This is a genomic window from Maricurvus nonylphenolicus (genome assembly GCF_042854845.1).
Classification (GTDB): domain Bacteria; phylum Pseudomonadota; class Gammaproteobacteria; order Pseudomonadales; family Cellvibrionaceae; genus Maricurvus; species Maricurvus nonylphenolicus.
Window position 1 is genome coordinate 2,448,829 of sequence record NZ_AP031498.1, and the last position, 26,294, is coordinate 2,475,122.

The 26,294-nt window shown below is 49.2% G+C and carries 15 protein-coding genes and 1 riboswitch; of the genes, 8 read left to right on the top strand and 7 right to left on the bottom strand.

The window, feature by feature from the left end; genetic code table 11:
* Window positions 1–12: 12 nt before the first annotated feature.
* The 4 genes from cobN to ACGHZ6_RS10510 all read left to right on the top strand — a co-directional run bounded on the left by cobN (window position 13) and on the right by ACGHZ6_RS10510 (window position 10,858).
* The gene (gene cobN, locus ACGHZ6_RS10495) at window positions 13–4,011 is read left to right on the top strand and encodes a cobaltochelatase subunit CobN (RefSeq protein WP_390618803.1); all 3,999 of its coding nucleotides are present in this window, start codon (window positions 13–15) and stop codon (window positions 4,009–4,011) included.
* Window positions 4,012–4,046: 35 nt separating this feature from the next.
* On the top strand, window positions 4,047–8,207 hold the full coding sequence (locus ACGHZ6_RS10500) for a cobaltochelatase subunit CobN (protein ID WP_390618804.1): 4,161 nt from the start codon (window positions 4,047–4,049) through the stop codon (window positions 8,205–8,207).
* Between the two features lie 123 nt (window positions 8,208–8,330).
* A riboswitch (cyclic di-GMP riboswitch) is annotated at window positions 8,331–8,421 on the top strand.
* A 148-nt stretch (window positions 8,422–8,569) separates the two neighbouring features.
* Entirely contained in the window at window positions 8,570–9,217 is a 648-nt protein-coding gene (locus ACGHZ6_RS10505) for a transglutaminase-like cysteine peptidase (RefSeq protein ID WP_390618805.1), read from the top strand.
* A 120-nt stretch (window positions 9,218–9,337) separates the two neighbouring features.
* Window positions 9,338–10,858 carry a hybrid sensor histidine kinase/response regulator gene (locus ACGHZ6_RS10510; protein ID WP_390618806.1) on the top strand — a complete coding sequence of 507 codons (1,521 nt, stop codon included), beginning with the start codon at window positions 9,338–9,340 and terminating at the stop codon, window positions 10,856–10,858.
* 96 nt (window positions 10,859–10,954) lie between these two features.
* Here ACGHZ6_RS10510 and ACGHZ6_RS10515 read toward each other — a convergent pair whose 3' ends face one another.
* The 5 genes from ACGHZ6_RS10515 to ACGHZ6_RS10535 all read right to left on the bottom strand — a co-directional run bounded on the left by ACGHZ6_RS10515 (window position 10,955) and on the right by ACGHZ6_RS10535 (window position 21,069).
* Window positions 10,955–13,189, bottom strand: a complete 2,235-nt coding sequence (locus tag ACGHZ6_RS10515; protein ID WP_390618807.1) for a TonB-dependent hemoglobin/transferrin/lactoferrin family receptor — start codon at window positions 13,187–13,189, stop codon at window positions 10,955–10,957.
* 304 nt (window positions 13,190–13,493) lie between these two features.
* Window positions 13,494–16,670 carry an efflux RND transporter permease subunit gene (locus tag ACGHZ6_RS10520; RefSeq protein WP_390618808.1) on the bottom strand — a complete coding sequence of 1,059 codons (3,177 nt, stop codon included), beginning with the start codon at window positions 16,668–16,670 and terminating at the stop codon, window positions 13,494–13,496.
* Window positions 16,667–17,884: an efflux RND transporter periplasmic adaptor subunit gene (locus ACGHZ6_RS10525; RefSeq protein WP_390618809.1), complete on the bottom strand. Its 1,218-nt coding sequence runs from the start codon at window positions 17,882–17,884 to the stop codon at window positions 16,667–16,669. Before ACGHZ6_RS10525 ends, ACGHZ6_RS10520 begins: the two co-directional genes overlap by 4 nt.
* A 61-nt stretch (window positions 17,885–17,945) precedes the next feature.
* Window positions 17,946–19,355, bottom strand: coding sequence for an efflux transporter outer membrane subunit (locus ACGHZ6_RS10530; RefSeq protein ID WP_390618810.1), 1,410 nt, complete (start codon window positions 19,353–19,355; stop codon window positions 17,946–17,948).
* A 226-nt stretch (window positions 19,356–19,581) separates the two neighbouring features.
* On the bottom strand, window positions 19,582–21,069 hold the full coding sequence (locus tag ACGHZ6_RS10535) for a YdiU family protein (protein WP_390618811.1): 1,488 nt from the start codon (window positions 21,067–21,069) through the stop codon (window positions 19,582–19,584).
* 185 nt (window positions 21,070–21,254) lie between these two features.
* Here ACGHZ6_RS10535 and ACGHZ6_RS10540 point away from each other — a divergent pair, with 185 nt between their 5' ends.
* Genes ACGHZ6_RS10540 through ACGHZ6_RS10550 form a run of 3 tightly spaced genes read left to right on the top strand, consistent with a single transcriptional unit; the run spans window position 21,255 to window position 23,500 of the window.
* Entirely contained in the window at window positions 21,255–21,542 is a 288-nt protein-coding gene (locus ACGHZ6_RS10540; protein ID WP_390618812.1) for a hypothetical protein, read from the top strand.
* Between the two features lie 32 nt (window positions 21,543–21,574).
* Window positions 21,575–23,221 (top strand): PepSY-associated TM helix domain-containing protein, encoded by a 1,647-nt coding sequence (locus ACGHZ6_RS10545; protein ID WP_390618813.1) that lies wholly within the window; start codon window positions 21,575–21,577, stop codon window positions 23,219–23,221.
* 9 nt (window positions 23,222–23,230) lie between these two features.
* Window positions 23,231–23,500: a hypothetical protein gene (locus ACGHZ6_RS10550; RefSeq protein WP_390618814.1), complete on the top strand. Its 270-nt coding sequence runs from the start codon at window positions 23,231–23,233 to the stop codon at window positions 23,498–23,500.
* A gap of 185 nt (window positions 23,501–23,685) precedes the next feature.
* Here ACGHZ6_RS10550 and ACGHZ6_RS10555 read toward each other — a convergent pair whose 3' ends face one another.
* Window positions 23,686–24,051 carry a VOC family protein gene (locus tag ACGHZ6_RS10555; RefSeq protein ID WP_390618816.1) on the bottom strand — a complete coding sequence of 122 codons (366 nt, stop codon included), beginning with the start codon at window positions 24,049–24,051 and terminating at the stop codon, window positions 23,686–23,688.
* 28 nt (window positions 24,052–24,079) lie between these two features.
* Window positions 24,080–24,508 (bottom strand): HIT family protein, encoded by a 429-nt coding sequence (locus ACGHZ6_RS10560; RefSeq protein WP_390618817.1) that lies wholly within the window; start codon window positions 24,506–24,508, stop codon window positions 24,080–24,082.
* Between the two features lie 324 nt (window positions 24,509–24,832).
* Between ACGHZ6_RS10560 and ACGHZ6_RS10565 the strand changes: the two genes are divergently transcribed.
* Window positions 24,833–26,281: a diaminobutyrate--2-oxoglutarate transaminase family protein gene (locus ACGHZ6_RS10565; protein ID WP_390618819.1), complete on the top strand. Its 1,449-nt coding sequence runs from the start codon at window positions 24,833–24,835 to the stop codon at window positions 26,279–26,281.
* The last annotated feature ends 13 nt before the right edge of the window (window positions 26,282–26,294 follow it).

Sequence of the window (26,294 nt, forward strand, 5' to 3'; positions counted from 1 at the left end):
AGATGTGACGCTATGAACTCTATGCTTCGCGCTCTTTTTGTTTTTGGTCTTTTAAGCATTTTCAGCCAATCGCTATTGGCTGCTGGTGGGCCGCCAATTTCTGTAAAGACTCCCCCCAAACCTAACGGCAAAAATGTGTTGTTGGTTAGCATGGGCCACGGCAATGCTCTGCGTCCCAAAATGCTAAAAAGTGCCGCAGAGACAAGTGGATTGGGTTTTGCCATCCAGGGCAGTCGTGGTCTGCAGCAAAATCACTGGGCACAGCTGGCCGAGCAGTGGGATCTGATTTTGCTTGATGGTATGGATGCAGCCAATAGCCAGAAGGTATTCGGTGATAAGGCGCCTCTGTTTAAAAAACTGGGTACCCAAGTGGTTGCTGTTCGAGAAGCGGAAAGTGCGGTTGCGCAATTGGGTGTGAGCGAAGCCCAGGCCAAGACGTTGATTGATTACTATACCAACGGTGGCCAGCAGAACTTTAACAACTTAATGGCCTATGCCGCGGGTGAGTTGTTTAATTTGCACAGCAAGACCGTGGCTGCACCACAGTTATTACCTAAAACCGGTTTTTATCACCCAGAATTTCCGGGGAAGGTCGGTGATGACCGAGATGCAATGCGTAAGTGGTTGAGCGCAGGTGAAAGTCAACCGATGGTGGCTCTGGGCATGCACCGTAGCGTGATAGAACTGGAAGACACGCAAGTCGTTGATCAGTTACTGGCACAGCTGGAACAGTTAGGCGCCAAGGCTGTCGGCTTTTATTACGAGGGTGTAGACGAACGCAAGCACTATACCGACCTACTACAGACGGACGGTGAAACCTGGGTTGATCTTATTATCAACTACCGCGTTATTCACTATATAGACAAGCGCTTGCAGGAATTCTCACAGCTTAATGTACCGGTCATCCACGCCCTCAATTATTTTGGCGGTGACAAACAGAAATTCCTCGATGACCATGCCGGTGTATCCGGCACCATGACACCTTTCTTCCTGGTTATGCCAGAGTCCAGTGGTGTTATTGATCCGGTAATTCTCGCTGCCAACGGCGAAGCTGGTCACAAGGCTGCAATTGAAGAGCAGTTACAGGCGTTAGCTGAGCGTGCAGTAAATCACGCGCGTTTAAAGCACATTCCAAAGCCAGAGAAAAAACTGGCCTTGATGATGTGGAACTATCCTCCAGGGGAGAAAAATATTGGTGCGGCATTTTTAAACGTGCCGGTATCACTGGAGCGTATCGTCAGTGCCTTGGATAAAGACGGCTACCAGGTTGAACCCAAACCGGAAGACTGGTTTATCGACAATGCCGGTAAACTGTTACGTCCTATGTATCGCGCCGAAGATGCTTCACCACTGGTGGAAGAGGGGCTGGCTGATTACTTGCCTCTGCGTACCTATCAACAGTGGTTTGAGACCTTACCGCAAGAGGTGCGTACGCCAATTGTTGAACGCTGGGGCGAGCCGAGTGAAAACCCGATGCTGGTGGACTACAAGGGCGAACGCGCGTTTGTGATTCCACGTATGCGCAGCGGCAATATGATTATGCTGCCGCAGCCGGGCCGTGGCGATGGTAAAGAAGACTCCGCAAGCCTTTATCACAGTACCATCACACCGATTAACCATTTCTATCTGGCTGCCTACCTCTATACCCGTGAAGTGTGGGGCGCCGATGCTATTTTGCATCTGGGTACCCACGGTTCTCAGGAATGGTTACCGGGTAAGGAGCGTGGTCTATGGGCCTACGATTCCAGTAACCTGGCGGTGGGCAATCTACCGGTAATCTACCCGTATATTATCGACAACGTCGGTGAGGCGATGCAGGCCAAGCGTCGTGGTCGCGCCACTATGATCAGCCACATGACACCTGGGTTTGCCGAGGCGGGTGCCTATCGCGAACTTGCTGAACTTCAAGTACTACTGGCGGATTACACCCAGTTAGATGAGGGCGGTGTAAAAAACTCCACCCGCGATAAAGCCATTGAACTGGCCGAAGCACATAAGATGTTGTCCGACCTGGGGCTAACCCGCGAACAGGTTCTGGCTGACTTCGACAATATGGTGCCGCAGCTGCAAGACTATATTCAGAGTTTGGCATCACAGAGCCAGCCTTTAGGGCTGCACAGCTTTGGTGATGTGCCCGTTGATTCGCATCTGTATACCACCATAAGCCAGATGCTGGGCGATGACTTTAAAGCGCTGGCCAATGTACTTGAACAAAAACGAGGCTGGGCTATTGCGGATGATCAAAAGGTGGATAACAACGGGGCGGTAAAGCTTGAGGCGCTACCTGGCTACCAGCTGCTACAGCGTTATCTGCAAAATGCTGATGTTAATCTTGGTGATGATGCACTTCAGGCAGACTTGGATAAGGCCAAAGAATATTACGATAACTTCCACGGCACACAAGAGATGCCAAACCTGCTGCGGGCACTGAACGGTGAGTTTATTGAACCGGGCAATGGTAACGATCCTATCCGCAATCCGCAGGCTGCACCCACCGGTAAAAACCTGATTGGTTTTGATCCCGCTCGCGTACCCACCAAGGCAGCCTACGAGGTAGGTTCCAAGTTGGCCGAAGACCAGATTGCCGATTATTACCAGCGCCACGGTGAATATCCGGACAAGCTGGCTTTCTCGCTGTGGTCACTGGAAACCATGCGTCACCACGGTGTTCTGGAAGCTCAGATTCTTCGTACCTTGGGGCTTCGCCCTAAATGGAATGCGGCAGGGCAGGTTACTGGTGCCGAGATTATTCCTTTCGGTGAATTAAAACGTCCGCGTGTGGATGTGGCGATTACCGTAACCGGCCTCTACCGCGATGCCTTCCCGAATGTGATGTTGTGGATTGCTGATGCTATCGATCAGATCGCGAACTTGAAGGAAGAATCCAATTCCATTTACGTAAATACCCAGGCAATTAAAGCCTCTCTGAAAGAGAAGGGCATGTCGGCAGAAGATATCGATTATCTGTCGAGTATTCGTATTTTCTCCAACGAAACCGGTAACTACGGTACTGGCTTGGCCGATTCCAGTCTGGCATCGGATACTTGGGAAACCGACGATAAGCTGGCCGATCTGTATATCAATCGCATGGGTTACGGTTTTGGTAAAGATGCCAAGCGCTGGAGTGAAAAGATTGAAGGTTCCGATCTCTACCGTCAGGTGTTGTCGGGTACCGATGGCGTGGTTTTCTCGCGTTCCAGTAATCTCTATGCACTGCTGACCAACGACGATCCGTTCCAGTACTTCGGTGGTATTGGTTTGGCTGTGCGTAATATTGATGGTGCTACACCGGAAATGTTCGTTTCTAATCTGCGTAAGGCTGGCAGTGAAAAGACCGAGACCATGGAACGTTTCCTTGCCAAGGAAATGCGCTCGCGCTACTTCCACCCGCGCTGGATCGAGCAGATGCAGAATGAGGGCTATGCCGGTGCGACTGCCATTCTCGATCGCATGAACAATTTCTGGGGTTGGGAAGTGATGGCGCCGGAGTATGTTAAAGACGAGCAGTGGCAGCAGTTCTTTGAAATTTATGTTGAAGATAGTTACGACATGAACATCAATGAGTGGTTTGAGCAGGCCAACCCAACCGCACAAGCGCAGATCCTGGAGCGTATGCTGGAAGCTGTACGCAAGGACTACTGGGAAGCTGATGCAGAAACCATCAAAAAGATGACTGAGCGTTACATTGAGCTGGCCAACAAGTACGATGTTTACACTGATAACGAGACCTTTAAGGAATATGTTGACGGACAGGCGGCTGGCTTTGGTTTGGATATAGCTTTACCGGTCAATGATATGGCTGCGCCAGATGTTCAGGCCAATCCTGCGCAAGCCCCGATTAATCAAGAGTCACAACAGGTTGAAGGTCAGCAGTTGGAAAAGGTTGAGCACACCGAGCCGACAGAGCAGGAGTGGGATATGCCACTACTGTTTGCGCTCAGCTTGTCGCTGCTGTTCTTTATCGCAGGTGTGCTGATGCAAATGCGCCCAACACGCTACAGGGTTGCCTAATGGCAGCCCTCAACGATTGCTTCGAGATCATTTCTATGAACAGAAAACGTAAATATCTAAATCGGTTAAGTGCGTTGGGAATTGCCTTAACCCTCTCATTTAGCGCTATGCTTTCTACCACAGCCCAGGCAGCTGACGAAAAGGTGTTGTTTGTAAGCGCCGCCCACAGTAACAAAGCCAAGGTGTCACTGCTGAAAGAAAACACGGCGGCCACAGGGGTTGTGGTAGAGCAAAAAACTGAGAAATCCATCGGTGATCTCAGTAAGGCCGCAACACTGTTCGCTGAATACGATCTCGTTGTACTCGACGGCGTATCCAAGCGCGAGTCCAAGAAAACCTACGAAAAATATATTCCGTTGGTCAATAGTATCGTCAAGCAGGGCCAGACAAAGTTCCTGGCTATCAACTGGTTGGAGCAGCCTGAGCTGGTTAAAGGTGTTACTGGTGAACAGGCCAAGTTGCTGCACGACTACTACAGCAATGGCGGTGTGCAGAATATCCAGCGTATGCTCGACTACTTGAGTTATCGGGTGTTTTCTCAGGATAACAGTCGTGAAGTCGAGGCGCCGATTATCTATCCAGACCTGGGTATTTACCACCCGCAAGCTGAGCAGCTGGTGTTTGATTCCCTGGATAAATATTTGAGCTGGAAGCTGCAGGGGGCAGAACAGCCACAGAAAGTCATTGGTGTTTTATTGCAACGTTCGCTGATCGAGTCTGCTCAAACCCAGGTGATTGATAGCGCTATTGCTCAATTAGAGCAGAAGGGTGCCCTGGTGGTACCTTTCTTCTTCGAGTTGAGTCCGTTTAGTTCTGACTACACGCACCTGATTAGCAAAGACGGGAAAACCTTCGTTGACGTTATTGTTAACTTCCGCAACATTCACTGGGCGGCCAAACGCAAGCAAGAGTTTGAAAAACTGGGTGTACCGGTTTTGCAGGGCCTGACCTATTTTGATGGTGATCAACAAGCCTGGGAAGCTGATAACCAGGGCATCAGCCCGAATATGACGCCTTTTACCTTGGTGCTCCCAGAAGGTGCCGGTGTCATTGATCCAACCATTGTGGCAGCTATTAACGAGGAAACAGGTCGTGCCGAAGTTATTGATTATCAGCTGGAATATTTACTCAATAAAGCACTGAATCATGCCGAATTAAAGCACAAACCTAATGCCGATAAACGTATGACAATAATGGTATGGGGCAGTATTGATGTTGGTGCTTCGTTCCTGAATGTTCCCGATAGTCTGCGTTCTATATCTGATCGTCTGTATGCTGAAGGTTACGGGGTTAATAAAGTTAATAATGATTATTATGTGGATCGCATAAAACCGATTCTCGAGCCGTTTTATCGTGAGTTCGAGCTGCAAAACCTGCTGGAGCAAGATCTGGCGGAATTGATGCCTGTTGAAGACTACCTGGCCTGGTTCAATACACTGCCAAACGATGTCACTGCGCCTATTAATGAGTTTTGGGGGCCGGCAGAAAAAGGTTTTATGACCGTTAAGCGTGACGGTAAGTCTTTCTTTGTGATTCCGCGTATGCGCAACGGCAATATGCTGGTTATGCGGCAGCCACCGCGTTCCGATGATAAAGATCAGGAAGCCATGCTTTATCATAAAGGCACGGTACCCATGAACCATTTCTATCTGGCGGCCTATTTCTATTCCCGAACCTACTGGAACAGTGATGCCATCATCCACCTGGGTACTCACGGTTCACAGGAATATCTGAGTGGTAAAGAGCGTGGCCTGTCCAAATACGATCAGGGTAACCTGGCGGTATGGGAAACACCGGTTCTCTATCCATTTATTGTCGATGATGTGGGCGAAGCCATGCAAACCAAACGCCGTGGCAGCGCCACAGTGTTTGGGCATATGACACCACCTTTTGCTGCCGCTGGTTTGCAAGGCGATGTGGCGGATCTTCACGAGTTAATGCATCAATACAAATCATTGGATGAAGGCGGTGTAAAAGACAAGACGGGTCAGCAGATTGTTGATGATTGTATAGCCAACAATATCTGTGATGACTTCGGTTGGGAGCAGGCGCAGATTGACGAAGATTTTGATGGCTTTCTGGAAGTCTTGCATGACTATATGGAAGACTTGTCTTCGCAGAACCAGCCTTTGGGGCTGCACTCCTATGGTGAGTTAGCGGAAAATGATTTGCTGATTGCAACACTGCTGCAAATGATCAGTAAATCCTTCCCGGCGCAAATCGCAGCCTTTGAGCGTGAGCACTTCGAAGCCGAGGCTCATGACCATACTCATGGGCACGATCATGAGCATGATAAAAAACACGATCACAGCAATAGCCATGATGAATATGCTCACCATGCCGCCGAAGACGGTGGTGATTTTGAAGGAGTAATCACTCAAGTAACCGGTGATGAACTGGATCAATTAGTTGGCTATAAAACTGTCCGTGCTTTCGTGGTGGATAAAACGGCTACGGAAGAGGAGTTGGACGATGTAGGTTTGGATGAAGCAGTCATTACAGAACTGCGAAAAGCGCAGAAATACTACGCCAATTTGCTTGCTATTAAAGAGCTGGATCATTTAGTCATGGGGTTATCGGGTCAATATGTACCTGTGAAAAATGGTGGCGACCCGGTGCGTAGCCCTGATTCTATACCTACGGGCTTCAACCTTTACGGCTTTGATCCTGCCCGTGTACCAACTAAGGCAGCTTTCGAGCAGGGTAAAGAGCTGGCTGATGGCGTGATTAACGATTACTACAAGCAGCACGGCAAGTTCCCTGATAAATTGGCCTTCTCTCTGTGGTCGATTGAAACCATGCGTCACTACGGGGTACTGGAATCCCAGGCACTGTATGCCATGGGGGTAAAACCGGTTTGGAGTGACGATGGTCGTGTTATCGGTACCGAGATTATTCCAGCATCTGAACTGAAACGCCCACGGGTCGACGTAGTACTGTCTGCGACTGGCTTGTACCGCGATGCCTTCCCGAATGTCATGCAACGGTTGGCTAAAGCAATCGAGTCTGTAGCCAAGCTAAAGGAAGACAACAACTCCATCTGGGATAATTCTCAGCGTATTGCCAAGGAGCTGAAAGAGCAGGGGGTAGAAGGTGAAGAGGCTGAGTATCTGTCTACCGTACGAATCTTCTCTAATTCCTCCGGTAACTACGGCAGTGGCGTCAGTGATCCGGTATTTGCTTCTGATACTTGGGAAGACGACAGCAAGATTGCCGATAACTACCTATCGACCATGGGCTATTACTACGGCAGTGACAACAGCCGTTGGGGTAAAAAAGTGGGTACGGTTACCGGGGCGGATGGCGTTGAGCGTGAGGTAAACCTCTACGCTGAACAATTGTCAGGTACCGATGTAGCACTGTTCTCTCGTTCCTCCAATGTATACGGCATGATCACGTCAGATGACCCTTTTGAATACTTCGGCTCTCTGGCTCTGGCGGTGCGTAATATCGACGGTGAAAGCCCACAGATGATGATCAGCAACCTGCGAGATGCCAATAATCCGAAAGCTGAAAATGCAGCAAGCTTCATGGCCAAGGAGCTGCGTTCACGCAACTTCCACAAGCGCTGGGTCGAGGAAATGATGAAAGAGGGTTACAGCGGCGCGACCACCATGGCGTCCAACCTGGAAAACTTCTGGGGCTGGAATGTGGTTGACCCGAATATTGTTCGTGATGATCAGTGGCAGGAGTTCTTCGAGGTTTATGTTGAAGACAAGCTGGAAGTCGGTATCAACGAGTTCTTCGAGGAAATGAACCCTCAGTCCCAGGCCAATATGCTGTCGCGCATGTTGGAAGCCAACCGTAAGGACTACTGGCAGGCAGATGCAGAAACCCTGCAGCAGATCCTGCAGAAGTTTGCCGAGCTGACCAACAAACATGACCTGTTTGTCGATAATGAAAAGCTGCGTGAGTACTTTGAACAGCAGTCTGCCGGCTTTGGTCTCGATTTGTCATTGCCTACGGTAGACCCAACAGCTGCTTTGCCAGCCTCACAGCAGGCTTCTGAGCCCCAGCAAGCGCAAACTGAGCAGGTAGAAGGTCAGCAGCTGGAAAAGGTAGAGGAGACGGCTACGGCCGATAGTGAGTGGAATATCCCGCTGTTATCGACCCTGTTGGCATCCCTGTTTATCTTCCTGGCGGGAGTGGCGGTACAACTGCGCCCTCGCCAAGTTCAGGTAGCGCCTGGTTATTAATTCAGGCGTTTTTATACCTGTTCTTCCCCATGCAGGGACAGCCCATTGACATAAGGACGTGTCAAACCCACAATTAAAGCACTCGAAAGAGCCGCTTCTGGCCGTTTCAGGCCTTAGCCAGCTCCTCGATAAAGGCAAACCCGTGGTAACACGGGGACGCAAAGCCAGTGCCCTGGGCGGTTTTAACCGTGCTAAGGGTCGAACGGTTACCGAATGGGGTTGTGCGCATATTCCTCACTGATTGAGACCTAAGCGCCAACCTGTGTTAGCAGGGTGGATATGTGGCTGTCAGGTCGCGAATAAAGCTATTACCAATAACATGGTTGTTTTCCTGTTTGCCGATCTGGGCAGACGGTGAGGCCGTGCCTGCGTCTAACGTAATCAATGGGCCAGCCCCGGCTATCAGTGCCAGTAGCCTACCTTCTTCCACTCAGGCTGCACCCGCCAAGCCTGTTTCTGCCAGCGAGCAGCGTATCCGTGAATGGCATCAATTGATGCGGGATCTAAAGGCCCAACCGCAGCTGGCGGATAAGGATAAGCTGAAGGCCGTTAATGATTTCTTCAATCGCATTGACTGGGTGTCCGATCTACAGCATTGGGGCCAAGAAGACTACTGGGCCACACCCGTTGAGACCCTAAATACCAACGGTGGCGATTGCGAAGATTTCTCGATCGGTAAGTTCTTCTCCTTAAAAGCCGCAGGCATACCCGCAGAGCGTTTGCGTATCCACTATGTAAAAGCCCTCGATTACAACCAGGCACATATGGTCTTGGCCTACTATGCCTCTCCTGGTGCCGAGCCATTGATTCTCGATAATATTGATAAAGTGATTAAGCCCGCCTCACAACGCCAGGATTTACTGCCTATCTACAGTTTCGATGTGGATGGTCTGTGGTTGGCAAAATCCCGCAATGTACAGAAGCGGGTGGGTAGTGCTTCCTCCCTGAAGGCCTGGGAGGAGATCAAACGCCGCATGGCGATGGAAGCGAATTCTCCTGATTTTATTTAACGTTTTTGGCCACTACATGTTTTAGTTATATCCACATGTTGGGTAATGACTATTACTGCTGCGTAGGCTCTCCACGACTTCCTATACTTATCCTAAGCTTATTTTTTAAGGCTTGGGGTCATGGCATTAACAGATTTGGAAGATGTCCTTACGGGCATCATGCTCGCAATCGACAATACCCAAGACTGGCTCAGTCTGTGGGAGCTGGAGCCTGACGGCCAATTACATATCCTGCATCAGAGTCAGCATCTGGCCAATAATGAAGATTATATGGCCAGGCGGGAGCAGCTGACTGTAGAGCTTACAGATATCCTCAAGAAAACCGGCCGACTCTCATTTAAACAAGCCCATGAACTGGTTGATAAAGACTTTGGTGAAGTCTTTATCGATGCTGTCGATGCCATAGGTAGCAGCCCTTACTTCCTGGTGAAATTTGCTCGAGTCCCTTTTCCTTTTGAGTTAAAGCACAGTGCGCGTAATAAAAAAGTCAGCGATCTGGAAAAAGCGATTGTGCGTAACCTTGTACATGAAATTCTTACTCCCGTTAATTCTATCGAAGGGCTGGGGGAGCAGCTAGCAGAGTTGGCCGAGTGTGAAAAGGCGCGCTCCATCTTGAATATGCACGGCGATGCCTGTCAGCTTCTGAAAACCCGTATCACCGACATTATTAACGCGATCAGCTTGCGCATTAGTGAAAGCCGTTGCTATACACCTTCAGCGTTTGATTTGCTGGAGACGGTTTTTTCCATTTCCTCAAAAGTTAATCGCAGTATCTATGAGCTGGGCAGGGGCTTGGTGTTTAAAATGAACTACCCCGCCGAGTACAGCTCGCTGCCTATTTGTGGCTATCCGGACTTATTGGAACAAGTCATTCTGCACCTGGTGGACAATGCGATTAAGTTTACCGCTGATGGTGGGCGCATCGATGTGAATGTTACGTTGCTGGAAAACAACAAACTCCGCTTTGCCGTTGTTGATACTGGTTGCGGTATGCAAGACGCAAATTCCCGCCTGTTTTTTAAACCCTTTATTATGGGAGATATGTCTGATACCCGTTGTCATAAGGGGATGGGGTTGGGATTATCGTCCGCCACCGATTGCGTGCAGATTATGTGCGGAGATTCTTCCACGGGCCTGCATTACAGTGCTAACCCTGAGGGTGGTTCTATTTTCAGTTTTGAAATTCCCTACGAAGTAGCGGATTACCAAACCGGGGAATCAGAATTATTACATTTACCCAAAGCCGTGGATGAATACAAAATCCTGATTGCAGAAGATACGCCTACACAGCAAATGATCATTAAGCGGTTGGTAGACAAGTTGGGCTTTACCTCTCAGTTGGTGGATAACGGTTTAGAAGCGGTAGGGGAGTATATGCGTGGGGACAGCCATTACGATCTTATTTTAATGGATATCCAGATGCCGGGTATCTCTGGTCATGAAGCTACGGAGATGATTCGGAAGTATGAAAAAGAGTTTGAGTGGTCAAGGGTGCCGATAGTGGCGATTACTGCCAATATTGAGAAAGAGGTGCACAGTCAGTCGTTACGAGTGGGGATGGATGGTCATTTTGGCAAGCCAGTGACACGGCTGGTGTTGGATGAGTTGATTCGTAAGGCGCTGTTGGGTGTTACTATTTAATCGCAATTTCTACGGGCAATAAAAGGGCTGCGAATACAGCCCTAACCACTACCCTAAGACCCTTGGTTTTATTATATATGGGTCTGATCTTGGAACTTAGAAAGTGTAAGTAGCACTTACGCTAAAGTTACGGCCTGGTTGGCTGAAGCGATCAAGATAAGTTCTATCTGCGCGTTCGCCTCTCAGGTCTTCCCATAAGGTGTATTCCTTGTCAGTTAGATTGTAGATGCCACCTTTAATGCTGAGGTTTTCATTGACATTGTAATAGGCAGTGAGATCCAGAATTCCGTAGCCGGAAGTTGTTGCTTGCTCATAAATTACTCCGGATGATTCTAACTCAGTGACATCACTGCTTTCTTTCTCACTTGCTAGAGTCCAGTTTAGAGTGGAACCCCAAGAATTATCTGGAGAATCATAATTCAACCCAAATACACCTTTTAAAGGAGAAATGCTGTCGATTGGTTCGTTGCTTTCGCCTTCACTTTTTCCTTCACCATCTGCATAAGCGATACTGATGTTGAGACTGGTACCTGAAGGAGCTTGGATGAGCTCATCAAGCCAAAGCGCAGCACGAAGTTCTACACCTTTAATCGTTGCTTCATCGGTATTCTTATAAATGAATTCGTCTACATCCGTGGTAGGTCCGCCAAACATCCCAAAGAATGGATTAGGGTAAGCTACATCAGGATTAATAGTGGAGTCGATAAAGTTATCGTAGTCATTGTAAAAAGCAGCAATTTCAGCATTACCCCAATTGCCGTTGGTACGAAATCCGATTTCGAAAGAGTCACTTTCTTCTGGTTTCAGGTTGGGGTTGGCCAAAGTGACATAGCCACGAACAACAGTGCTGGTATCTTCACGGTACAGTTGAGTCAAGTCTGGAGCTTTGAAACCCTGGCTGTATTGTGCAAACACAGAATGGTTATCGGTAATTTTGTAGACGCCACCCAAACGCGCTGTCCACTTATCACTGTCATGGTCGTCAAACTCTGTTGTGTAAACAGAATCTGTTTCTGGCTCGGCAGTAAAGCTGTCATAACGCAGGCCAGCAACTAAGGATAGTTTGTCGTTCAGAAGACTTATTTGATCCTGTAAGAAAATGCCGTAGGATTTAGCTTCAACAACAGGAGTATAGCGTTCAATATCTGCTGGATCTCCACTGGTTAGGTAGAATTTATCGGTAGAGTTTTCCAGGGAATCTTTTACATACTTACCGCCGTAGGTCAGTGTGTGATTGGCGATTTCTTTTGAAGCTACTAAATTAAATTGCTTGCTTTCTTCTTCGTGGGAATAATCGATCAGACGAGTACCTCCAAAGCTGTACGCATAAGAAGTATTTCGGGATTCCTGTTCGGTTGTACTTTTCTGCCAGTCCACTTTCCATTCAAGTGTGTCAAACAGTATGTTTTCTGCGCTGATCTTATGAAAGATTCCAACTCGATTACGCTTCATGGTGTCATCACCAGTATAATCGGCGTAGTCATATGTTGCGCTATAGCTTGTCCCCTCTAAAGATAGGAGATCTGTTTCAGTATTGTTTTCAAAGTGCTCAACATTTAATCCAATGCGGTGGTTGTCACTCAGCTGATAAGCAAGCTTGGCCAGTACGTTTTGACTGGTAAAGTCGACAGGATCTGGTTTGGTGCGATCATTACCCTGACCACCTGTATAGCCGTCACCATAGTTTTCATATTCATTGCCGGTTCGGTGAGTATAAACCAGAAGACTTTCTAAATTACCACTACGGTTGGCTACTGTGAGAGTTTTGTTGAAACTGTCATCAACGCTATTGTATTGACCTTTTACACTGGCACTTGTGTCGTCACCTTGACCCAAATAATCAGCCGCATCTTTAGTTGTAAAAGCCACAACGCCGCCCAATGCATCACTACCATACAAGCTGGAAGCAGGGCCCTTAACGATATCTACTTGCTTCAAAGAGTCGACATCAACAAAGTTACGGGTGCCTCGAAGGTATGGACCGCCAGAGTTAAAGTCTTTGGCTTGTTCAACTCCATCAACCAAAATCTTTACACGGTTGGCTGACATGCCACGAATATTAAAACCGGACAATCCAAATCTCCCAGCAGAACCAACTTCAACACCTGGTTCGTAGCGGAGCATTTCACGGATATTGGTTGCGCCATTTCGTTCAATGGATTCTGCATCAATAACACTGACGGTATTGGCAACATCAGCAACTTTTTGCTCGTTAAGCGTCGCCGCAACAGTCACCTTATCCAGCGTAAAGGTTTTAGGCGCTTTATCAGCCGCATAGGCAGAAGCGGACAAAACAGCCGCAGCCAGCGGTGTCAGTACAAATTTTTTCATGGTGTGATCCCCAAGCGATCAGAATGATGGTAGGTAATCCCTGCCTGTTACCCCCGGTAAATTCTATGTTGGCCGGGTAGTGTGGCACCGATAAAGTTATAGTCCATTAATAATGAGTATGATAATGAGAATCTATATCATTTGCAATGGCGGTTTTGAATTTTAGTCATAAAAGCAACATAAAACTGAACAGATAAACATCAATCAGTCCTGGATTGAGGGCGAAATGGCAGGTGTTGAGGCAAGCCCTTCGGAACTAGGGGGTTCCGAAGGGCTAGAAAGAGGCAGTAACAGTGGAAGGGGTTTAGCTATCTGAAGCTGCTGCTGTCAGGTTTGAGCTGTCAGTGTGTTTAATCCCTGTACGTTTTTCCTCAATCCACAGGAACAGGGCAGGCAGCATCAGCAGGCATATAAAGGTGGTAAACAAAATGCCAAAGCCCAGGGAGACAGCCATTGGCACAATAAATTGCGCCTGACGAGAGGTTTCAAACACCATCGGCGCCAGGCCACCAAAGGTGGTTACCGTGGTAAGCAGAATAGGGCGGAAGCGGCGCATGGCTGCATCCAGGGCCGCTTGCCGTGGGGATACACCGGCCAGGCGTTGTTTATTGGCGTAATCCACCAGAATCAGGCTGTCATTCACCACAACCCCCATTAACGCCACGATGCCTTGCAGGCTAATGACGCTGAGGCCGTAGCCCAGCAGCATATGGCCGAGTATGGCGCCAACGGCCCCAAAGGGAATAACCGAGATAATCAGCAGCGGCTGGATATAACTGCGGAAAGGAATGGCTAACAGGGCGTAGATCACCAGCAGGGTCATCAGCATACCAATTTGCAGGGCTGAAGCACTTTCGGCGGCATCGGCTTGGCGTCCGCGGTAACTAACTTTCAGACCGGGGTATTGGACTTCCAGTTGCGGAACGATATTGGCACTGACCTCGGACATAACCGCGGGTGTTTGGCGTCGCGGTTGTACATCGGCAGTCACACGCACAATGCGTTGCCCATCGCGGCGAATAATTTTTGCCGGGGCGCGGGTTTTGGTGATATCAGCCACTTCCATTAGCGGCACGTGGGTACCGTCCGGGGTGGTAATCAGCAGGCGTTCAATATCACCGGCGTATCGGCGCTCTTCTTCCGGTAAGCGTACCAGCACGGTAACTTCATTACGCTGGCGTTGCTGGCGGATGGCGCGGGCACCATAAAGCGCATGGCGTACTTGGCGGGCAACATCATCTGCGACGAGATTTAAAGCGCGGCCATGTTCGTTTAATTTTAATTCCCACTGGGGTTTACCGTTGGTCAGGTCATTGCCGACATCGGCAACGCCGCCAAGTCCTTGCAGATAGTTTTCAAGCTCTTCACTGGCTTTTTGCAAAACTTCTGTATCGCTATGGCGTAATTCAAGGGTTAAGCCTGCGCCGCCATGGGGGCCACCGCCACGCTCCGCGTCAAAGCTGAGGCTTTTTACGTTGGGGATTTGTCCCAGTTGTTTACGCCAGCGGCGTACGGTTTCGTGGGCGCTGATGGGGCGAACTTCGGAAGGTGATAACAGCAGTGCGACTTCGACGCTGCTGCCTTCAATTTCGCTTTTAACATTCACCACCAGGCTGTTACTGCCTTTACCAAAACCGTTGCTTTGTTTTAAATCGTACTCTGCGGCCATTTCTTTTGCGGCAGCCTCCATGCGATCACGCACAACCAGGGCTTCGCTAAAAGGGGCGTCCAATGGCAGCTCGGCTTTGGCAACGGCCCACTCGCCTTCCAGTGGTGGGAAGACACTGAAGCCCATGCGACCACTGAAGGCGTAGGCAAAAACAATCATTAAAATCGCCACGGCGGTGGTAATGGTAACGCCGGGACGGTCCAGGCATTTCTCCAGCACTTGGCGGTAGCGACCATTGATAAAGTTGTGCAGGTGGTGGTCACACTTTTCCTGCAGTGCGTCGAGTTTTTGGCCCAGTTTGGAGTCGGTGGTTTCCTTAATATTTGCTAAATGTGTGGGAAGAATAAACAGAGCTTCGACCCAGGAAATCAGGAAACAGGCGATCACCACAATGGGGGTAACGCCAAACATCATGCCCACCATGCCCGGTACAAACATCAGCGGCAGGAAGGCTACGACATTGGTTAAAATCGCGAAGGTTAAAGGCAGGGCTATTTGCCGGGCACCTTCCACCGCAGCTTGCTGGAAGGGAACGCCTTTCTGCATATTCTCGTAGATATTTTCCCCGGCAATAATCGCATCATCGACGACGATACCCAGGGCAATAATAAAGCCGAACATGCTGATAACATTGATGGAGACATCGAACAGTGGCAAAAACAGCAATGCACCGAGGAAGCTGGTGGGGATACCCATCACTACCCAAAATGCCAGGCGGTATTCCAGGAAAATACCTAGTAACACCATCACCAGGGTTAAACCGATAAAGGCATTCTTTAACAGTAAATCCAGACGCTGGGTGTAGGTTTTGGCATCGTCATCAATAACCGTCAGGTGGGTTCCTGGTGGCAGCATGGCCTCCAGTTCATCCCACATACCGTACACGGCTTCGGCAATGGCATCGGGGGTTTGATCTTCAACGCGGTATACTCGCAGTGTGACACCGGCTTGGCCATCGAAGGTAATTACACGGTTGGTATCTTCAAAACCTTCTCGAACCTCGGCAATATCGCCGAGTAATAACTGGTCGCCGGTGGCATCGCTGATAATGGGCAGGCGGGCGAATTCCCCGGCCCAGTAGCGGCGATCATCCACAGTTACCAGAATTTCACCGCTGGAGGTTTTTACCGAACCGGCAGAACGTTCAACTGCGGTGCGATTAATTTGCTGAGCAACATCCTGCAGGGTAAGGCCGTACTGCTGCAGGGTTAACTGTGGTACATCAATGTGGATTTCCTCGGCGGGCAGGCCGCGAAATTCCACCAGGGAAATCTGCGAAGATTGCAGAATACGATCTTTGAGTTTTTCCGCCAGGCGTTTAATGCTGACATTATCGAGGCCGCCATGGACGACAATCTCCATTACATCAATATTGCGGCTGCGCAAACTGATACTGGGTTGTTCTATACCGTCGGGGAAGGTATTGATGCGGTTAACCAGCTGCTGGATTTCCTGAAAGCTTTGCTGGGTGTCGGCGCTGGAGCGCAATTCCAAATTAACGCTGACATAGCCCGGTGTAATACGAACACTGGTTTCCTTAATACCATCCAGCCCGCTTAATTCGTTTTCAATCGGCAGGGCAACGCCGCGTTCCATTTCCGTTGGGGTGGCACCGGGGTAGCTGACGCCCACGTGCACCACATCAAACATCATGGTAGGCAGAAATTCTTTTTTGATTGCCAGCGACATCATCAGGCCACCGATGATCAGTACCGCCATTAACAGGTTGGGTGCAACCTTGTGCTGAGCCATCCAGGCGATTGGGCCCGGCTTGATTTGGCCTGATTGAATAGGATCAGTCGGTGTACTCATTGCGCCAACTCTCCACCGGCATTGCCTGCAACGTCAGCGGCAATTTGTGCTGGAGTGGCAGAATTATCTGGCCGCTTTTGTCGTGGTTTTACGGCTAAACCCGGAGCCGCAAAATCCATTCGGTTAGTCACAATGCGGCTGCCTGCTTCCGGCATGCCTTTAACCAGAATTTCATTGCGGCCACTGAATATAATATCCAGCTGGAAATTCTGCAGTTCGTTTTTACTGTCTACCCACCAGATACTGTCGTGGTTGTAGATCCAGGCAGGGGAGAGCGCAAAGGTGTTTTCCTGAGGCTCGCCATACAGAGTGACTTCGACAAAATCATTGACCAGCAGTTGTGGTTGGCCTGGATTTTTCAGACCCAGGGGGTCATCAATTTCCAGTATGACTTTTACCTGGCGATCACTGCTGTCTACATCCGGGCGAATATTTAATACTTTGGCTTGACGGTATTCATTTGCTTGCCAAGCATTGGGCTGGCGAATTTGGGCCAGGCTGTCTTTATCGAGCCAGCGAATAAACTGACGTGGTACTTTGACTTCCAGCCAGAAACGCTCGGTGTTTACAACATCGTAGAGTGGGGCATTGGTATTGACCTGGCTGCCACGACTGATATGACGGTCAATTAGCTGGCCATCAAAGGGCATAGTGATACGGGCACGCTGTAAATCCAGTTCGGCTTTGGCCAAATCGGCTTTAACCTTTTCGGTCTGTGCCTGTGCGGCGGCAATTTGTGGTTCACGTAATACCAGTGATTTATCTTCGGGGCTCAAGTTGCTACCAGCAAGCTCGAATTCTTCGCGAGCCAGCAGTTGTTGGCCTCGTTCCAGGGCGAGATCGGATTCGGCCTGAATCAACAGGGCCTTTTGTGTATCGACACTGAGTTGGAAATCGGACTGATCAATCTGTGCCAGCCATTCGCCTTTATTCAACAGTGCACCGGGGGTGGCGTTAGCGTTGAGTGCAATGATCTCACCACTGACCTGAGCCTGTAGGGATAATTGTTCTGCGGCGCGAACCGTACCGCCGGCAACCCACTGTGGGCGGTGGCTACCAGGGCTGATGACAGTGATATCGACCATGGGTTTAATATCCATGGGCGGTTTGCCTTTGGGCCGGGGGCTGGATTTCATCACCGCAAAGGCAATGGCAATCCCCAGCAGTAAAATGCCAACGGGCAGTAAACGTGATAGCAATGGTTTTACAGGCATGAATCAGGTCTTTTAAATGGTAAAAATAGTTGTCTGTTAAGCTGTGTTTTAAACCAGCCCTTTAAGTCATATTAGGCGCAAAACCGCCTTGGCTTAGGGCCCGATAAAGCTGAATTCGCACTTCCAATAAGCGGCGCTGAGCATCCAGGCGTTGTTGTTCCAGCTCCAGACTACTTTGTTGCGCACTTAATAAATCCAGGAAGTCTGCTACGCCGTTCAAATAGCGTTTACCTTGCATCGAGGCGGTTCTTTGTGAAAGTTCGACACGTTCTTCCAGATTTTGTAAAAAATCAGCCAGCTGTTTTTCCTGAATTAAGGCATCCTCAACTTCTTTGACCGCAGTCAGTAAGGTTTGCTGGTAGTTGGCCAGGTTTTCCTGCAGTTGTGCACGACGACGCTCTACTTGAGCGCGGCGGTTACCACCATCAATGACTGGTAATAACAGATTGGCAGCAAGGTTGCTGACCCAGGTATCCACCAAATCGGAAGACTTTTCGGCGCTGCCACTGTAGTCAGCACTCAAGCTAATGCGTGGAAAGCGCTCGCTGATGGCAGCGGCAACCGCGGCATTGGAAGCTTCCACTTGCGCCCATGCCTGTTGCACATCAGGGCGCTGCTGCAAGCGCTCAATAGGGATGCCGGTATCAGGCTGCCCAGGTAAAGGCGGGAGATTGACTCCGGCAGGGTAGTTCAGATTGTAGGGTGTTTGCCCAAGCCATAGCGCCAACTGATTGCGGTTGAGCTCAATATCGGCTCTCGCATTGATTAGTTGGCCTTCAAGGGTTTCGAGCAGTTGACGTTGGCGCCAGACATCGGTGATGGATACTCGACCGCGGCGAAAGCGCCCCTCAATGGCTGTCAGGGCTTTGCTGACTCTATCCTGTTGAGAGGTGAGTAATTCGGTTTCTTCCTGAGCAGCGACCCAACCAAACCAATATTGGGTAATATTGGCGGCAACCGTATTAGCTTGAACTTGCAGGGCAGCCTGGTCGGCTTGCAGTTCAAATTGTGCCTGTTTTGAGAGGCTGCTGATTCGTCCCCAAAAATCGATTTCATAGCTGGCATTGAGGCCGACATTCCAGTTATCGGACAGCTCGCGATCCGTACCATCGTCGACCCAACTGCGTTGGCGCTTACCGGTTGCGTTTAGCTCTGGGAATTTGTCACTGTTTACTTGCCGTAGATTGGCCTGGCTCTGTTGCAGTCTCGCCAGGGTAGCGGCCAAATCCTGGTTGGCTTGCAGGCCGGTTTCAACCCACTGGTTGAGGTGTAAGTCGTTGAAATCCTGCCACCAGTTTTGCGAGGCTGCTTGGGGTAGGGTTGCCGTGTTTTGCTGAGCGGCCTGATGGCTAAAGCGTTCGGGCAGTTCAGGCATCGAAGTGCTTATGGGCTGGTAGGTGCAGCCCATAAGTAAAAACGGGGAGGCTAAACCAATCGTCAGCCCCTTAGGTAGCAGTCGCAACGGCTTCATGATCGCTATTCTTGGATTACCTTCGTTGTAAGACTTCTTTATACGATGTATGACTTCTTTATACGACTTTTCTTTTATACGACTTCTGTGTACGAAAAGTTCCCGTAAAAAGTTCAACGAACGCGGAAAGACAAAGATTAATAGCGTATCAAGAATCATTTGCACTTAAAAGCCGGTTAGCATTTCTTTGCCTTTAAGCGTCAGGGACCTTTGATCACTTCATCTTCTAGGTACCGCAAAATGTCTGGTAGTCGCTGTCAAAGCCTTCGCCGCTATCCTGGTATTGCGGGGTATCCGCAGTTTCCTGGTAAGGGTTCCGTAATACATCAAGGAAACTGAGTGCCGCTTCCGGGCTACCACTGCTTTCGCAAGCTTGCAGCACCGCTTCTACATGATGGTTGCGGGGAATTACCACCGGGTTCTGCTGGCGCATCGAGGACTGAATCGTATCTACGTCAGTGTCTTGCTGAGTAACGCGCTGGCGCCAAGTGTTGTAGGTATCGGCCAGTTTTTCGCTGAGATATTGGTGAGAGGCTTCATCATTCAACGACTTGGTCAGGTGGTTGAAGGTTTGGGTGTAATCCATCTTACGAGCTGTAAGTTGATCCAGGATTTCCAGCATGATGGTCTCATCGCCATCTTTGGCTTCAACAAAACCGAGCTTGGCGGCCAGCATCTGCTGGTGTGCTTTCTCAAAGCGTTCGGCAAAGCCGTTGATCAGATCTTTAATTTGATCGAGGAGATCTTCTTTTACCTCAGGTTCAGCGTCACTGTTTTCTGGTTGCTCTTTTAAGCAGAGTGATAGCAGGCTTTCGGCAAAGCGCGTCATGTTCCAAAGCGCAATATTGGCCTGGTTGCCGTATGCATAACGGCCCTGATGATCAATCGAGCTGTAGACAGTGCGGGGATCATAGTCACCCAGCATGGCGCAGGGGCCAAAGTCGATGGTGTCACCTGAGATAGCCGTGTTATCTGTATTCATAACACCGTGAATAAAACCGACCCGCAGCCAGTGAATCACCAGGTTAATTTGCCGCTCGATGGCCTTTTCCAGCAACAACACATTGCGGTCACCTTCCATGTCATTAATCTCTGGAAAATGGCGGTCGATGGTGTAATCACGAAGAACGGTAAGGGATTCTTTATCGCCGCGAGCGCTGAAAAACTGAAAACTGCCCACGCGAATATGGCTTGAGCCAACACGGGTAACCACGGCACCGGGGTGTGGTTGCTGGCGATAAACAGTTTCGCCGGTAAGGGTTACCGCCAGGCAGCGCGTAGTGGGCACGCCGAGGGCATGCATCGCCTCGCTCATAATAAATTCACGCACCGCAGGCCCAATCGCGCAGCGGCCATCGCCACCTCTGGAGAAAGCGCTGGTACCGGAGCCTTTAAGTTGCAGATCCCAACGTATGCCTTGCGTGTCGAGCAGTTCTCCCAATAGGTGGGCGCGGCCATCACCCAATTGCGGGTTAAATTGGCCAAATTGGTGCCCGGCATAGGCGGCTGAAAGTGGCTCCGCGCCTTCCAATAATTGGTTGCCCGAGAAATATTGGGCTAGGGCATCGGTGTCCTTTTGCAGTTCCTGTGGGATCTGTAACTGATCTGCCAGCGCTGAATTCCATAAGAACAGTTGAGGATTGTCGACTGGAGTAGGGTGGGAAGGATCGAAAAAACGCTCGCCGAGCTTGATATAGGTGTTGGAAAACTGCATTGATCCTTTCCTTGCTGATGTAGTCGAGACTTCTTTGTAAGGGGCTTCGATTCTAGCAGCTAAATGTAGCTTCGATCTAACCACATTCACTTCCTGATCCTGAGGTGTTAGACTGCTGCGCTGATAATGTAAGTGATAATAATCATCATTTGTGTTTGGTGTGGTTGTTGAGGGATTGTAAGGGAATGTCGACAGAACTATTCAGTGCCAAAAAAAGCCGCCTTTTGGCGTCGATTGTGGGGGTTATGGTAGCCAGTACCGTGCTAACCGCTGCAATGCCTGCTTATCTGCCCTTTTCCCAGGGGGATACCATCGCTGGGCCTATTCTTTTATTCCCCATCACTTGGGTGGTGTTGTTTCTGTTTAGCCTGGTCACCACCAGTATTACCCGGGTATGGACGGTGCTCGGGGGTATCACTCTGAGTCACGCTGCAATTATTTACTTTGCACTTAATTCCATGGGGGCTCAGTAGCAGCAGTCATAGAGACTGGTGTGAGAATTGTTATGCGCAGAGATACGTTAAAGAAGTTTTACAGTGTTCACAGTTGGGTTGGGGTTATCACCGGCATTCTACTTTTTATCATCGCGTTTAGTGGGGCGGTGTCGGTATTTGGTAGTCCCGATCTAAAGATTTGGTCAAACCCCAGCTTACATACCGAAGTGACGGTTGATCCAGTCAAGCTTGATAAGCTGGCAGAGGAATATGCCGTAGATATTCCCCAGGAATTTCTGCATGAAGTCGTGGTACTGCTGCCAGGCGCTAAAGCGTTTGGGGATTTATACCTGTTGTTTGAAACGGATCACGGGCCGGATGAACGAGTTATTGCCTATAGCTTTGATCCGCATACCTTAGCGCTAAAAGAGCGTAAAGAAGGTCCTCCGAAAGAGGTGTTTGCCGAAGAGCAAATGACTCTGGAATCTTTTATCACCCATTTTCACGCAAACCTGCATCTAGGTCGTCTGGGTTTGATCCTGACGGGGTTGTTGGGTCTAACTCTGATGGCCTCGATTGTTACTGGTGTGATTATCCATCGCAAAATTCTCAAGGAGATGTTCAGCTTCCGGCCCTTACGCAGTCTGCGTTTAATGCTAACCGATAGCCATAAGGTACTGAGCGTTTGGGGGCTGCTATTTCACGGTATGATCGGTTTTACCGGTGCTTTTTTGGGGCTGGCAACGGTTATTTTATTGCCGGCAGCGGCCTTTGTAAGTTTTCAGGGCGATCAAGACAAGCTCCTGGAAACCTTTCAGCCCGAGCGCATGCCAGTTTTAAGTGGCGAACCCGCCGACATGCAAATCGATACCGTGTTGTTAAAGAGTGATCAGCTAGGCGAGACAACTCGCAGCATTGTTATTATGGGGTGGGGTGATAAAAATGCGCTCGCCTTCAGCAACACCTACGGTGGTGATGAGATGGCTTTTCAAACCCACAGTTTTCAGCTTCAGGATGGCAAGGTACTGGAAACAACCACCAGTTTTGAATTGGTGGGTGGCGTGAGTGGCCCGATTTTGGACCTTATGTTCCCATTACACTTTGGTAGCTTTGGTGGTTTGCCGGTAAGAATTATCTGGGCGCTACTGGGTTTAAGTACCGCACTAATTGCGGTTACGGGCATGATGATTTGGGTTGAGCGCCGGGCCTATGGTGCGGAAGGTGATTTAAAGCCCGAGAGCTATATGCGGTTGAGTAAACTCACCATCGGTAGTTGTTCCGGTATGGTTGTCGCCTTGGCTGCCATGTTTTGGGGGCAGCGCCTTTTGCCCGCGTATGTGCCGGAGCTTTTCTTCGTAGTTTGGCTTTTGTGTTTGGTTTACGCTTTTAGCCGTTCAAACAATTATCAAAGTAATCGGCAGTTATTGGGTGTAGCAGGATTATTATTGGCGGCTGTGCCTTTTGTGGATGTGGCTACGTTGGAGCACCATCTCTTTAACAGTATGGCCGGTACCCATACACATCTGGCGATTATTGATGTGGTGTTATTTTTAAGTGGTGGCATATTGCTCTATATCGCCAAACGTCTACCTTCTGAGCGTCAAGAAGAGCAACATCGCGCGCATAAAACCAAGCAAACCGCGCTGGATGAAGAGCTTGAAGAGTCAGGTGAAACCTTGGTAGATACTTCCACTTCAACCCAAGTTACAGAGGCTTAAGGATTAGTTATGTCGCTATTAATCGTATTGTTAAGTCTTGTTTTAGCTGGTGTGGCTACGTTTCTTTTTGCTAAGGCAAGCAGAAAAGAACTACGTAGCCGAAAGTCTTTACGGGTAGCACTTAGAATGGCAGGTTTTGTGGCTGCTGAAATATGTCTGCTGTTAATTTGTCAGATATATCCAACGTTGCAGGCTGTGTTTATTTGGTTGGGGGTTATTTCTTTGGCTGCGACGGTGACGGTTTTTCTGTTGCCGAAGTTTGATAAGGTTAACAGCTAATTTGAGGTGAGTACTTTAGCGGTCTTGTTTAGTATACGGATGGTGGTATTAAGCTTGTGATCCCTAAGTGTCTATCTGGACCTTCGGAGGCAGGACGCCGACGCAGAGCGCTGTTTGTCAACGAGAGTGGATGGCGCACAGCGTGTCCAGATAGACACTTAGGGATCGCAAGTGCCACGATCAAATTAAATGTTTTGTCCTACTCGCCATAAGACCCCACTAGGATCTTTAATGACAAAATCCAACATTCCCCAGGGTTGCTCTTCAATATCCCCAAGAAGTACATCGTATTTTTCTACGATGCCTTTTTCCTGAAGCTGTTGATGCCAGGCTTTGGCGTCTTCTACCAATAGATGCATCATCAAATTATTAGCGAGTTTTTCTTCATAGAAATCCTGTAGTAGAAAGCTGCAGTTGCCATGATGGAAGTAGGCTACACCTTGAGTGTCTGATGCCTGGGTAAACCCCATATCCTGGTAAAAGGCTTTGGAGCGCTCGTAATCTTTGGCGGGTACAAACGCTTTGATTTCGACAGTGTTGAGGTTACCCATGGTTAGATTCCTTTCTTGTTAGTAGGGCTTAAAGTTCGGCAATGATTTTGGCTGCGATAGCCTTAAGGTCTTCTGGGTCAGCCATTTCGGCAGCGTGACCTTTAAGCGCATCAATATTTAATACCGAGCCCGGCAAAATGTGGAAGTGGATGTGGGGCACGGTTTGGCCTGCGGCTTCACCGTTAAGCTGGAAAATAGATGAGCCTTCGTAACCCGTAGCTTTTTGAACAGCGGGCCCTACCTTTTGTACGGTTTTCATGCAGGCTAGGGCGGCTTCAGGGCTTAGTTGGTAAAGGGTAACCGCGGGCTCTTTGGGTATTACCAGCGTGTGACCTTCACGCTGCGGCATGATGTCCATAAATGCCAGGGTGTGTTCGTCTTCATAAACCTTTATGCAGGGCAGGTCGCCACGCAGAATTTTTGCAAAAATATTGTCGTTATCGTAAACCGGGTTCATCGTATCTCCTAAACGGCTGCTGGTTTTTGATGGCTAGCTTTGGAAGCTAATATTGCCTTATTTGTCTTACAGTCCAAACGCCTTTTTTAAGTTTTTATAAATTCTTTGTGACAGAGGTTGTGGTGTAAAACCTGCTCAAAACCCTCATTCTAAAGGGGTTTTTGTCTTCTCTGGCATCATTTTGTCGTCATATTAAACAATAATGCAAATGATATGAATTATCATTTGCATTATTTTGAGTTGGCCGTTAGAGTGCGCCCCCAGATAGCACTGCAACTATTGTTCGTCGGAAAAGTTAGGCGTAAACCGCCTGGGGGAAGCTGTATGACGCAGGGAAAAGTCCATTCCATTGTTACATCTTCAAGCCAGTCAACAGATTGGTCACTGCCTGCAGCAGGGCAGATTTTAAATCTTCATTCAACGCCAACCTTGCAGCGTCAAAGCGAACGAGAATCTGAAGTTCGTTCTTATCCTCGACGTTTACCTTTGGCCATTAACAGCGCACTGGGTTGTCGGGTTAAAGATGAGCAGGGGCAGGTTTACCTTGATTGTTTGGCGGGTGCTGGCGCATTACCGTTAGGGCACAACCATCCGGAAGTAAACACGGCCATTATCGAGGCGTTGGAAGGTTTGTCGCCATTTCAAACGCTGGATATTACTTCGCCTGCTAAAGATGCGTTTATGGGGGAGTTGTTAGCAACTCTGCCTGAAGCGTTTAGCTGTGAGGCCAAAATTCAGTTTTGTGGTCCGTCAGGCGCAGATGCAGTTGAAGCTGCAATTAAGTTGGCAAAAACCGTTACCGGTCGCAGTTCAGTGATCAGTTTTCAGGGCGGTTATCACGGTATGACCCATGGGGCCTTGTCGTTAACCGGTAATCTGGGCGCAAAAAATCCTATCAATGGATTAATGGCCGATGTTCACTTTATGCCGTATCCCTATCCGTTCCGCAGTCAGTTTGGTGATCGTAATTCGGATAACGCACGTCAGGCGTTGCATTATTTGCGCAGCCAGTTGGTAGATCCGGAAGGCGGTATCAAACGTCCAGCAGCCATTATTGTTGAGCCTATACAGGGTGAGGGTGGAGTTATTCCTGCGCCTGCAGAATGGTTGCAGGGTTTGCGTAAACTCTGCGATGAGCTGGAAATCCTGTTGATTATGGATGAGATTCAAACTGGTTTTGGCCGCAGTGGCCGCTTGTTTGCGTTTGAGCATGCCGATATTCAACCTGATGTTGTACTGATGTCAAAAGCATTAGGTGGCGGTTTGCCGTTGTCAGTGATTGCGTTTAATAAAAAGTTTGACGCCTGGTCGCCGGGTGGGCACGCCGGTACTTTCCGTGGTAATCAGCTTGCCATGGTCAGTGGTGCCAAAACCATGCAGGTGATTAAACGCGATAAGTTGTATAAGCATGCCAGTGAGTTGGGTGGGCAGTTGCGTGATGAATTGCTGACACTACAGCAAAAACATGCACGTATTGGCCAGGTTCGTTCCAAAGGGTTGATGTTGGGGCTGGAGCTGGTTTGCGGTGAGGGCTCGCTTGATAGTTTGGGTAATCCGCTGGCCGATAGTTTATATGCTCGACGTGTACAGCACGAAGCTCTGCGCCGCGGTTTAATTTGCGAATTGGGCGGGCGTCATGGTGCCGTTGTACGTTTATTACCACCGCTTATTCTAAACCGTGAAGAAGCCGACTTTATTATTCGGATATTGGATGAGGCGCTCACCGTAGCGGCACAGCACTCTGATAACGAAAACTCGGTCGTTAATGGGTAGGGAACACATAGGC

Excerpts from the sequence above, each read along its gene's own strand:
- ACGHZ6_RS10545 (WP_390618813.1), top strand. The coding sequence starts at position 21,575 with ATGCGCAGAGATACGTTAAAGAAGTTTTACAGTGTTCACAGTTGGGTT.
- ACGHZ6_RS10525 (WP_390618809.1), bottom strand. The coding sequence starts at position 17,884 with ATGCCTGTAAAACCATTGCTATCACGTTTACTGCCCGTTGGCATTTTA.
- ACGHZ6_RS10530 (WP_390618810.1), bottom strand. The coding sequence starts at position 19,355 with ATGAAGCCGTTGCGACTGCTACCTAAGGGGCTGACGATTGGTTTAGCC.
- ACGHZ6_RS10510 (WP_390618806.1), top strand. The coding sequence starts at position 9,338 with ATGGCATTAACAGATTTGGAAGATGTCCTTACGGGCATCATGCTCGCA.
- ACGHZ6_RS10520 (WP_390618808.1), bottom strand. The coding sequence starts at position 16,670 with ATGAGTACACCGACTGATCCTATTCAATCAGGCCAAATCAAGCCGGGC.
- ACGHZ6_RS10565 (WP_390618819.1), top strand. The coding sequence starts at position 24,833 with ATGACGCAGGGAAAAGTCCATTCCATTGTTACATCTTCAAGCCAGTCA.
- cobN (WP_390618803.1), top strand. The coding sequence starts at position 13 with ATGAACTCTATGCTTCGCGCTCTTTTTGTTTTTGGTCTTTTAAGCATT.
- ACGHZ6_RS10540 (WP_390618812.1), top strand. The coding sequence starts at position 21,255 with ATGTCGACAGAACTATTCAGTGCCAAAAAAAGCCGCCTTTTGGCGTCG.
- ACGHZ6_RS10515 (WP_390618807.1), bottom strand. The coding sequence starts at position 13,189 with ATGAAAAAATTTGTACTGACACCGCTGGCTGCGGCTGTTTTGTCCGCT.
- ACGHZ6_RS10550 (WP_390618814.1), top strand. The coding sequence starts at position 23,231 with ATGTCGCTATTAATCGTATTGTTAAGTCTTGTTTTAGCTGGTGTGGCT.
- ACGHZ6_RS10500 (WP_390618804.1), top strand. The coding sequence starts at position 4,047 with ATGAACAGAAAACGTAAATATCTAAATCGGTTAAGTGCGTTGGGAATT.
- ACGHZ6_RS10555 (WP_390618816.1), bottom strand. The coding sequence starts at position 24,051 with ATGGGTAACCTCAACACTGTCGAAATCAAAGCGTTTGTACCCGCCAAA.
- ACGHZ6_RS10535 (WP_390618811.1), bottom strand. The coding sequence starts at position 21,069 with ATGCAGTTTTCCAACACCTATATCAAGCTCGGCGAGCGTTTTTTCGAT.
- ACGHZ6_RS10560 (WP_390618817.1), bottom strand. The coding sequence starts at position 24,508 with ATGAACCCGGTTTACGATAACGACAATATTTTTGCAAAAATTCTGCGT.